11 protein-coding genes are annotated in these 9,093 nt (G+C 69.9%); 4 read left to right on the top strand and 7 right to left on the bottom strand.

Features of this window, described 5'->3' with window-relative positions:
- Window positions 1–29: 29 nt before the first annotated feature.
- A complete protein-coding gene (locus tag E0W80_RS14135; RefSeq protein ID WP_131493398.1) occupies window positions 30–1,265 on the bottom strand; it encodes an aminotransferase class V-fold PLP-dependent enzyme in 1,236 nt (411 codons plus the stop codon).
- A 166-nt stretch (window positions 1,266–1,431) separates the two neighbouring features.
- On the opposite strand from E0W80_RS14135, the gene E0W80_RS14140 reads away from it, so the two are divergent.
- On the top strand, window positions 1,432–2,115 hold the full coding sequence (locus E0W80_RS14140; RefSeq protein WP_047522099.1) for an FCD domain-containing protein: 684 nt from the start codon (window positions 1,432–1,434) through the stop codon (window positions 2,113–2,115).
- A gap of 127 nt (window positions 2,116–2,242) precedes the next feature.
- Here the strand turns inward: E0W80_RS14140 and E0W80_RS14145 are convergent, their stop codons facing one another.
- The gene (locus E0W80_RS14145) at window positions 2,243–2,758 is read right to left on the bottom strand and encodes an ACT domain-containing protein (RefSeq protein WP_131493400.1); all 516 of its coding nucleotides are present in this window, start codon (window positions 2,756–2,758) and stop codon (window positions 2,243–2,245) included.
- Between the two features lie 109 nt (window positions 2,759–2,867).
- Between E0W80_RS14145 and E0W80_RS14150 the strand changes: the two genes are divergently transcribed.
- Window positions 2,868–3,392, top strand: coding sequence for a DUF1992 domain-containing protein (locus E0W80_RS14150; RefSeq protein ID WP_131493402.1), 525 nt, complete (start codon window positions 2,868–2,870; stop codon window positions 3,390–3,392).
- A 4-nt stretch (window positions 3,393–3,396) separates the two neighbouring features.
- Here the strand turns inward: E0W80_RS14150 and E0W80_RS14155 are convergent, their stop codons facing one another.
- From E0W80_RS14155 to E0W80_RS14170, 4 genes are read right to left on the bottom strand one after another with little or no spacing between them, the layout of a single operon-like run.
- The gene (locus tag E0W80_RS14155) at window positions 3,397–4,455 is read right to left on the bottom strand and encodes a PLP-dependent cysteine synthase family protein (RefSeq protein WP_131493403.1); all 1,059 of its coding nucleotides are present in this window, start codon (window positions 4,453–4,455) and stop codon (window positions 3,397–3,399) included.
- Between the two features lie 22 nt (window positions 4,456–4,477).
- The gene (locus tag E0W80_RS14160) at window positions 4,478–5,290 is read right to left on the bottom strand and encodes a GntR family transcriptional regulator (protein WP_047522094.1); all 813 of its coding nucleotides are present in this window, start codon (window positions 5,288–5,290) and stop codon (window positions 4,478–4,480) included.
- The gene (gene rbsD / locus E0W80_RS14165; protein ID WP_047522092.1) at window positions 5,290–5,694 is read right to left on the bottom strand and encodes a D-ribose pyranase; all 405 of its coding nucleotides are present in this window, start codon (window positions 5,692–5,694) and stop codon (window positions 5,290–5,292) included. The genes E0W80_RS14160 and rbsD overlap by 1 nt, the downstream gene beginning before the upstream one ends.
- Window positions 5,695–5,731: 37 nt before the next feature.
- On the bottom strand, window positions 5,732–6,694 hold the full coding sequence (locus E0W80_RS14170; protein ID WP_131493405.1) for a ribokinase: 963 nt from the start codon (window positions 6,692–6,694) through the stop codon (window positions 5,732–5,734).
- A 118-nt stretch (window positions 6,695–6,812) separates the two neighbouring features.
- On the opposite strand from E0W80_RS14170, the gene E0W80_RS14175 reads away from it, so the two are divergent.
- Window positions 6,813–7,475, top strand: coding sequence for a transaldolase family protein (locus tag E0W80_RS14175; RefSeq protein ID WP_052193419.1), 663 nt, complete (start codon window positions 6,813–6,815; stop codon window positions 7,473–7,475).
- A gap of 19 nt (window positions 7,476–7,494) precedes the next feature.
- On the opposite strand, the gene E0W80_RS14180 is transcribed toward E0W80_RS14175, so the two are convergent.
- On the bottom strand, window positions 7,495–8,172 hold the full coding sequence (locus E0W80_RS14180) for a FadR/GntR family transcriptional regulator (RefSeq protein WP_131493407.1): 678 nt from the start codon (window positions 8,170–8,172) through the stop codon (window positions 7,495–7,497).
- A 47-nt stretch (window positions 8,173–8,219) separates the two neighbouring features.
- Between E0W80_RS14180 and E0W80_RS14185 the strand changes: the two genes are divergently transcribed.
- A complete protein-coding gene (locus E0W80_RS14185) occupies window positions 8,220–9,080 on the top strand; it encodes an amidohydrolase family protein (protein ID WP_131493408.1) in 861 nt (286 codons plus the stop codon).
- Window positions 9,081–9,093: the final 13 nt, after the last annotated feature.

Consider the following 9,093-nt stretch of genomic DNA (forward strand, 5'->3'; position numbering starts at 1 on the left):
GTGTTGCGGTCGGGTGAATGGTGGGCGGATCAGGGCAGGACGAGGGAGTCGGCGCGGCGGATGCCCGCACGGCTCAGGATCTGCGGGACGCACCGCTCCACGAAGGCCTCGTAGTCGGAGGCCTCGTTGTAGAGGTGCGCGGAGAGTCGGAAGTAGCCGATACCGCGGAAGCTGGTGAAGGCCGTCTCGACGCCGACCTCATCGAGGAGATACATGCGCAGGGCGTCGGCCTCTTCCCGTGTCGCCCCCAGCCCGAGCGGCAGACGCACGAGTCGCATCGACGGCACAGGGGAGGGGAGCGGGGTGAGCGGGTCCTCGTCGCCGTAGGGGCGCAGGGCTTCCGCGATCAGCTCGGCGCCGGCATCCGCGATCTCCGTCATCGCTGCGCGTGCGGCAGCCCAACCGAACTCGTTTTCGATGAAGTCGATGGCGGTCGGGGTGGCCAGGTAGGTCGTGGCGTCGATCGTGCCCTGGGTGTCGAAGCGGGAGGGGTACGGTTCGCGCGCCGCCCACGAGTCGATGAGTGGCCACAGTTCGTCGCGGTCGGGGGCGGAGGTGACCAGCAGTGCGGAGCCGCGGGGCGCGCAGGGCCACTTGTGGAGGTTTCCGAACCACCAGTCGCCGCCCGCGACGGCAGCCGCGTCCGGGACGAGGCCGGGGGCGTGAGCGCCGTCGACGAGCGTGCGCACCCCGCGCTCGGCCGCCGCCTCGGCGATGCGCCGTGTGGGCAGCATCCGTGCGGTCGGCGACGTGATCTGGTCGACCACGATCAGACGGGTGCGGGGGGAGAGATGATCGGCGAAGAGCTGCACGATCTCGTCGTCGGAGGAGAGCAGCGGGAGGGCGACCGTGCGGACGCGGGCGCCGAACCGGCGGGCGAGGCGCTCGGCCCCCATGGTGATGGCGCCGTAGCCCTGGTCGGTGACGAGGATCTCGTCCCCGGCTTCCAACTGCAGCGCGTTGTAGACCACGGTGGCGGCGGCGGAGGCGTTGGGGACGAAGACACTGTCCTCCGTCCGGGCGCCCACGAAGGGCGCGGTGCGTTCGCGGGCATCCTGCACACGCTCCGCGATGCGGGGGAACCACTCGACCGGACTGAGATCCGCGCGGCGGCGAAGAGCGTCCTGATGCGCGACGACGGCGGAGGGGACCGCGCCGAAGGATCCGTGGTTGAGGTGGATCACCGACGGGTCGAGGGGCCAGGCGTCACGGGCGCGCACACCGGAGTTCAGCGTGAGCGGTGCGGGGAACAACGGTGCGGGCATCAGTCCTCATCGATGAGTGGGGCGAGTTGTTGCACAACTTTGCCACACAAGCGCGAAAACTGCCACGAAAACAGGAAGGATGAAACATAGTTGTCATACGAGTTCCCTGCGAAGGGGAGTTCCGCCAGACTTCACGAGGGGTGGGGGAGTGTCAGAGAGGATCACGATGAGCGCACTCGACACGGCGCTGCACGGGTTGCGGGCCCTGATCGCCGACGGTGCGCTGCGGCCGGGTGACCGGCTGCCGAGCGAAGGGGAACTGTGTGAACGGCTCGGTGTCTCCCGCGGGTCTCTCCGCGAGGCGATCCGGATGCTGGCCGCACTCGGTGTGCTCGACACCCGGCACGGATCGGGGAGCTATGTCAGCGAACTGCGCGCGGCCGACCTGATCGGCAGCCTGTCACTCACGGTCGGACTGCTGCCGATGGCGGGGGTGCTCGAACTCACCGAGCTGCGTCGCGTGCTCGAACCGCATGCCGCCGCGCTCGCCGCCGCCCGCATCGACGTAGAGACCGTGGAGTCCCTGGACCGCGTGCTCGATGAGATCGAGGCGACCACCGACTTCGAGGTGCAGTCACGCCTCGACCACGAGTTCCACATGGCGATCTCCGGGGTGGCGGGCAACGAGGCGCTGACCAGCCTGATCGACGTGTTGCGTTCGCGTTCGCGGGCGTATCGCATCTCCGATCCCGAGGATGCGGCCGAGCTCAAGATCCACTCGGATGCGGGGCACCGCGCGATCCTGCGCGGCCTGGCGGCGGCGGATCCTGTCGCCGCGAGCGCCGCGGCCTCGGCGCATGTCGCGTACACGGAGTACTGGGTCCGGCGCTACTCCGGCCTCGAGGACTGAGTCTGCGCGCCGACACCCCCTCTCGCGCCGACACTCCCTCGGGAGGCCGACACCCCCTCTGCGCGTCGAGACCCCCGCGGAGTGACGTGTGCTGGCGGGGGCGTCGGCGAGGTGCGGGGGTCTCGGGTCAGGTGATGGTGATGTCGACCTGGATCTCGGTGGCCAGGCGCTCGAGGTCGGCGCGCAGGGCGTCGAGGTCGACCGTGGCGGGGACCTTCGCGACCACCGAGGCTTCGAACAGACGGCCGCCCGCCATCGCGGCATCCCGGGTCTCGGTGGCCAGCTCCTCGATGCTCAGTGCGTGCGTGCTCAACACGGTCGAGATCTCCCGCACGATGCCGGGGCGGTCGTTGCCGAGCACCTGGATCTCGAGCAGCCGATCGTCCGCGGCGACGGTCTCCGGGGTGCCGGTGAGCACGGCCAGGGTCAGCAGCCCCTGACCCTGCAGGCCGCGCAGGGCGGAGGTCAGCTCGGCCTCCTTGTCGTCGGCGACCGAGACCTCGATGACACCGGCGAACGTGCCGGCGAGTTCGGCCAGCGAGCTGTTCTCCCAGTTTCCGCCGTACGCGTCCACGACATCGGCGACGGCGGCGACGAGGCCCGGACGGTCTGCACCCGCGACGGTGAGGATCAGAGTAGTCATGCGGCCAGCGTACGGGGGAGTCCGGGGATGGTCGGCGAACTTACCGAGTGCCCCCGTGATTCGGGTAGCCTCCACAGTGAATCGAGCACGCCATCGAAGGGGGCTGCTGATGCATGACGCCGAGGAAGACGAGGGTGACACCGCCGGTGCCGGGGGCCCGCCGCGATGGTCGACGACCGAGGAACGCTGGGCCGCGGTCGAGCTGAACATCCAGATGGCGATCCGTCGCGGCGAGTTCGACGATCTGCCCGGTGCGGGAAAGCCCATCGAGAATCTCGGCCGCACTCACGATCCCGACTGGTGGATCCGGCAGAAGATCGAGCGGGAGAACCTCACGGGTCTGGCGCCGCCGGTGTTCCAGCTGCGCACGGAGGACGCGAACCTTCGAGCTGTCCTCGACACCTACTCTCAGGAAGAAGACGTGCGTCGGCACGTGGAGGACTTCAACTCCCGCATCCGTGCGGCGCGGATGCAGTTGACGGGCGGGCCCCCGGTCGTCACGCCGCTCCGAGACGTGGATGCGGAGGTCGACGAATGGCGCCGTCGGCGGCGGAAGCCCGATGGCGCGACCGCGCCGACGCCGTCGACTCCAGCGGCCCCTCGGCGGCGGTGGTGGCGCCGCTCGTCGACCTGAACCGTCACTCCGCCCAGTCGCCGGTCTCCAGGAAGCCTTCCAGCCGTGCGCGGTGCGGGGCGAGGTCCCACCCCTGCTGCGCCACCCACTCGTCCGAATAGTAGGTGCCGGCGTAGCGGATGCCGCTGTCGCAGATCAGGGTGACGACACTGCCGGTCTCACCCGCGGCGCGCATCCGGGCGATCAGCTGGAACGCGCCGTAGAGGTTCGTGCCGGTGGACCCGCCGGCCCAGTGCAGGGTGCGCTCGCGCAACAGGCGGATCGCGGCGATCGAGCCGGCATCGGGGACACGGATCATCTCGTCGATCACGGTGGGCACGAACGACGCCTCGACCCGCGGGCGACCGATTCCCTCGATGCGGCTCGGACGCCCGGCGGGCGGATCCACGGTGCCGGCCCATCCGTCGTAGAAGGCCGAACCCTCGGGGTCCACGACCGCGACCTTGGTGTCATGCCGACGGTACTTCACGTAGCGTCCGAAGGTCGCGCTCGTGCCGCCGGTGCCTGCACCCGTGACGATCCACGTGGGGATCGGATGCCGCTCCTGGGCGAGCTGGCTGAACACGCTCTCGGCGATGTTGTTGTTGCCGCGCCAGTCGGTCGCGCGCTCGGCGAACGTGAACTGGTCGAGGTAGTGGCCGGTGCAGTCGGACGCGAGGCGCTGCGCCTCGGAAGACATGTCCTCGGCGCGGTCGACGAAGTGGCAGGTGCCGCCGTAGAACTCGATGAGGTCGATCTTCTCCTGCACCGTCGAGCGCGGCACGACCGTGATGAACTTCAGCCCGAGCATCCGAGCGAAGTAAGCCTCGGAGACGGCGGTCGATCCGCTCGAGGACTCCACGAGCGTGGTGTCTTCGTGGATGCGTCCGTTGACCAGGCCGTAGAGGATGAGCGAGCGCGCGAGGCGGTGCTTGAGGGAGCCGGTGGGGTGCACGGACTCATCCTTGAGATACAGGTCGATGCCCCATTCGGGCGGCAGCGGGAAGAGGTGCAGATGCGTGTCGGCGCTGCGGTTGGCATCGGCTTCCAGCAGGGCGATCGCGGTGCTGGTCCAGTCGCTCATGCCCTCGACACTACCGGGCGACTCAGCCCACCGTCCCGGCGCGCGAGGCCCCGCCATCGCCATCGACGTGCAGCAGGGAGGCCTGCGACTGCTCTTGCTGGAGCTGGAACTCGAAGCGCGACCGGTCACCGCGGTGATAGGCGACGAAGTACTCGATCGGTGCACCGTCGGCGCTGCGGCTGATGCTGCGCAGGCGCAGCAGGGCCGAGCCGGCGCTGACGCCCAGGAACTGCGCCTGTTCGTGCGTCGCCACCGTCGCCTCCGCCGAGCGCACGCCGTGCGTCGCGACGATGTCGTGTTCGGCGAGGAGCCGGTACAGCGACCCCTCGGTCAGGTCGGCGCCGAGCGTCACGGAGCCCGTGGCCTCCGGCATCCACGTCGTCGACAGCGACCACGGCTCGCCGTCGACGTGCCGCAGGCGCTCCAAGACGACGACCGGGGAGTCGACGGGGAGCTCGAGCGCGAGCGCGACCTCCTCGTCGGCTGTCGTCCGTTCGTGTCGCAGGACGTCGCTGTGCACGTGTCCGCCGCGGCGCTCGACGTCGTCGTACAGACCCACCAGCGTGTGCACGAGACTCTCGCTCGTGCGAGGGCGGGAGACGAACGTACCCTTGCCCTTCACGCGCTCCACGAGCCCTTCGTGCTCCAGCTGGGCGAGCGCTTGGCGGACGACGGTGCGCGAGATGCCGTACCGCTCGCAGAGGCGGTGCTCTCCCGGCAGCGGGTCGCCGGGCTGCAGGCCGTCGCGGGCGATGCCGTCGATGATCAGCTGGCGCAGCTGGTCATACATGGGGGCGGCGGAGTGGCGGTCGATCGCGTCGTCGACGGTGACCATCAGTACGCCACCCCCGCGTGCAGGATCACGTTGGCGTAGGGGGTGAACTCCCCGGAGCGCACGAACGCGCGAGCGCCCTGGCTGAGCTTCTTGAACTCGACGTGGGGGATGAGCTCGATCTCGAACCCCATGCCGGCGAACCGCTCCCGCAGTGCGGCCAGCACCTCCGGGCTCTTCTCGGCGACCTCGGCCGAGACCGTCGCCCCCTCGACCACCATCTCGGCGAGCACGGTGTCGAGCACATCGAGGAACTCCGGAGCGCCCGGGCGGTACGCCAGGTCGATGCGCTCGGAGCCGGGAGGGATGGGCAGCCCGGCGTCGGTGACCACGACGAGGTCCGTGTGCCCGGTCTCGCTGATCACGCGGGAGAGCGCGGGATTGATGGTGGTGGCCGTCTTGCGCATGTGTGTCCTCGGTTCTCCGCAGGTCCGGTACAGGAAGTCAGTTCGCGACAGGCGCGGCCAGGCGTGCGGTCAGGAACGCGTCGACCTCGGCACGGTGCGGAAGGCTGGGCGATGCGCCCTGCTTCGTGACCGTCAGCGCACCGGCGGCTGTGGCCAGGCGCACGGCGTCCGCCAGGGTGCTGCCGTTGGCGAGCGCGGCACCGAGGTACCCCGCGTACGCGTCTCCCGCCGCGGTCGTGTCGACCGCCTCCACCGGGAAAGGCGGGATCACGGACGCGCCTTCCGCGGTGATGACGCACGATCCTTGGCCCGCGAGGGTGATCACCGCCGCGCCGACTCCCTGTGCGAGGAACCAGCGTCCGGCGCGTTCGGCTGACGCGGCATCCGTCACCTCGATGCCGCTGATCAGCGTCGCCTCGGTCTCGTTGGGGGTCACGATGTCGATGCTCCGCCAGATCTCGGCGTCCAGCTCGGCGGCCGGGGCCGGATCGAGGATGACGGTCATGCCGAGTTCGCGTCCCCGCGCGGTGATGTGCGCGGTGAGCGCGGAGGGGGTCTCGAGCTGGGTGAGCAGCACCGAGGTCGTGGGGGCGAGAGCCGTGAGCGCCTCGTCGATCTGCGGGGCGCTGAGGGCGGCGTTGGCGAGCGGCACCATCACGATGTCGTTCTGCGCGGAGGAGTCGACACGGATGTGCGCGATGCCGGTGGGGCCGGGAACCGTGCGCAGATGCGTGAGGTCGACCCCGGCCGCGGTGAGCCCGTCGACCACGAGGTCGTGGAACAGGTCGTCTCCGACACAGCCGACGAAGCTCGTACGCGCACCCGAGCGTCCGGCCGCGACGGCCTGGTTCGCTCCCTTGCCACCCAGCATGAGGGTGAACTCGTCTCCCAGGATCGTCTCGCCCCGTGCGGGCAGGCGCCCGGAGAACGTGGTGACGTCGGCCGTGACGCTGCCGACGATGACGACACCGGAGCGGTCTTCGGAGTGTGCGGGGGTCATCTTGCTCCTGATCTTCCTCGACGGCAGGTGTAGCCGACGCTTTGACAGATCGCGGTGGCTGTCATTACATTAGCCGAATCCCTATCTGTAACGACAGGTTGTCCGCGAGGAGACCCCGATGACCCCGATCGCGCCACGCCTGTACGTCGACAGCGCCGATGTCGACCGCGTCTCCCGGCTGCTCGCCACGGGCGTGGTGCACGGCGTGACCACGAACCCGACCATTCTGGAACGGGGAGGCCGCACCGCCGCCGAGATCCCCGAGCTCTACGCCCGCTGGGAGTCGGAGGGGGCGAAGGAGATCTTCTTCCAGACCTGGGGCGGCGACACCGCGTCCTTCCTCCGCAACGCCGAGGGCATCCGCGCGCTGGGGGACCGGGTCGCCGTGAAGGTGCCCGCGACGTCTGCGGGGTTCGCCGCGGCATCCGCGCTCGTGCGCGACGGCGCGACCGTTCTGGTGACCGCCGTGTATTCGGTCGCGCAGGCGCTCGCGTGCGCGTCGACCGGGGTGCAGTACATCGCTCCGTACCTCGGACGGATGCGCGATGCCGGGCTCGACGGCGATGCGACGATCGCGCGGATGCAGGAGGTGTGCGCGGGCAGCGACTCGAACGTCCTCGCCGCGTCGCTGCGCTCGCCGGATGACATCACGGGCTTGCGCCTGGCCGGCGTCCCGTACTTCACGGCGGCCCCCGACGTGCTCGACCGCGTGCTCTTCCACGAGGTGAGCGACAGCTCCGCGGCGGAGTTCGACGCCGCGATGGTGCGCCTGGGGGCATGAACGGCGCCCGCCCCCGCTGTCAGCTCGCCGCGGCCTGACGCAGCCAGCGCTCGACGCCCGCGATGTGCGCGGTGGCCAGCGAGGTCGCGAGAGCCGAGTCGTGCTGGGCGATCGCATCGGCGATGGCCCGGTGCTCCGACAGGGTTCGCTCGACGGCGCCCCCCTCGGTGAGGCCTCGCCACACGCGCGCGCGCACGGTCTGGCTGCTCAGGTGCTCGATGAGGCTCGCGAGGTAGGCATTGCCGGACATCGCGACGATCTCCCGATGGAACCGGATGTCGTGATCGACGAGCGCCTCGATCGTGACCGCCGCATCGACCGAATCGACCTCGGCCTGCAGCTCGGAGATCTTCTCGTCGGTGCCCAGGGTCGCCGCGAGTCCGGTCGCCTGTGACTCCAGCATCCGGCGCACCGCGAAGATCTCGAGCATCGAGTCGTCATCGTGCATGTCGACGACGAACGAGATGGCCTCCAGCAGCAGGTGGGGTTCGAGGCTCGTGACGTAGGTGCCGTCCCCCCGACGCACATCGAGGACGCGGATGACCTCGAGCGCCTTGACCGCTTCGCGCATGGAGTTGCGGGAGAGTCCCAGCCGCTCGGAGAGCTCTTTCTCGGGGGGAAGCCGGTCGCCGGGGGCGAGCTCGCCCGCCACGATCATCGCCTTGATCTTCTCGATCGCCTCGTCGGTGACTGCCATGAGCGTCATCCTAGCGATTGATCGGATGTCTCCGGCAGGATGGAGGCATGCGCGTTCTCGATTCACATCTGCACCTCTGGGATCCCGAGGTTCTGACCTACACCTGGCTCGAAGGTCCTCTCACCGGAAGGTTCGGCGGCGGCGAGCTCGAGCGAGCGCGGATCGAGGATGCCTCCGAGGAGACGGCCGTGTTCGTGCAGGCCGGGGCGCGGGAGGACGAGTCCCTCCACGAGGTGCGCTGGGTCGCGGGCCAGGCGGGGGAGCTCGGGGTGGTCGGGATCGTGGCGGGCGTGCGGCTGGACGGCGGCACCGACACGACCGTGCACCTGGAGGAACTCTCGTCCGAGCCGCTCGTGGTCGGCGTGCGACACCTCCTGCAGGATGAGCCCGACGGCACGGCCCTGTCCACCGCGTTCGTGACGGGCGCGCGCGAGGTCGCCGCCAGGGGCTGGACCTTCGATGCGTGCGTGCGGCACTCGCAGCTCCCAGATGTGGCACGCCTGGCCGGAGCGATCCCGGAACTGCGGATCGTGCTCGACCACCTCGGCAAGCCCGAGGTCGGAACGGCATCGGCTCCGCTCGCGCCGCCGTCGGAGTGGGAGCGGGATCTGGCCGAACTCGCCCGGCATCCCCTCACCTTCTGCAAGATCTCCGGTCTGCCCGCCGAGGCCGGTGGGGAGTGGAGCGCTGAGCAGCTGATCCCGTTCCTGGACGTGGCGGCCGACCTGTTCGGGCCGGAGCGGATGATGTGGGGAAGCGACTGGCCGGTCTCCGCCGTCAGTGGCGCGGGCTACGGATCATCGTCGCGTGCCCGGTGGTTCGACACGGTCGCCGCGTGGGCGCACTCGCGCGGCCTCGACCAGACAGCCCTCTTCCACGACACCGCCGCCGCCTTCTACTCCCTCTGACCCCGCCCCGCTC

This window comes from Microbacterium sp. PI-1 (genome assembly GCF_004337555.1).
GTDB classification, from domain to species: Bacteria; Actinomycetota; Actinomycetes; order Actinomycetales; family Microbacteriaceae; genus Microbacterium; species Microbacterium aurugineum.

What these genes read in the sequence shown, in the direction of transcription:
- E0W80_RS14135 (WP_131493398.1), bottom strand. Translation starts at nt 1,265, where the DNA reads ATGCCCGCACCGTTGTTCCCCGCACCGCTCACGCTGAACTCCGGTGTG.
- E0W80_RS14140 (WP_047522099.1), top strand. Translation starts at nt 1,432, where the DNA reads ATGAGCGCACTCGACACGGCGCTGCACGGGTTGCGGGCCCTGATCGCC.
- E0W80_RS14145 (WP_131493400.1), bottom strand. Translation starts at nt 2,758, where the DNA reads ATGACTACTCTGATCCTCACCGTCGCGGGTGCAGACCGTCCGGGCCTC.
- E0W80_RS14150 (WP_131493402.1), top strand. Translation starts at nt 2,868, where the DNA reads ATGCATGACGCCGAGGAAGACGAGGGTGACACCGCCGGTGCCGGGGGC.
- E0W80_RS14155 (WP_131493403.1), bottom strand. Translation starts at nt 4,455, where the DNA reads ATGAGCGACTGGACCAGCACCGCGATCGCCCTGCTGGAAGCCGATGCC.
- E0W80_RS14160 (WP_047522094.1), bottom strand. Translation starts at nt 5,290, where the DNA reads ATGGTCACCGTCGACGACGCGATCGACCGCCACTCCGCCGCCCCCATG.
- rbsD (WP_047522092.1), bottom strand. Translation starts at nt 5,694, where the DNA reads ATGCGCAAGACGGCCACCACCATCAATCCCGCGCTCTCCCGCGTGATC.
- E0W80_RS14170 (WP_131493405.1), bottom strand. Translation starts at nt 6,694, where the DNA reads ATGACCCCCGCACACTCCGAAGACCGCTCCGGTGTCGTCATCGTCGGC.
- E0W80_RS14175 (WP_052193419.1), top strand. Translation starts at nt 6,813, where the DNA reads ATGACCCCGATCGCGCCACGCCTGTACGTCGACAGCGCCGATGTCGAC.
- E0W80_RS14180 (WP_131493407.1), bottom strand. Translation starts at nt 8,172, where the DNA reads ATGGCAGTCACCGACGAGGCGATCGAGAAGATCAAGGCGATGATCGTG.
- E0W80_RS14185 (WP_131493408.1), top strand. Translation starts at nt 8,220, where the DNA reads ATGCGCGTTCTCGATTCACATCTGCACCTCTGGGATCCCGAGGTTCTG.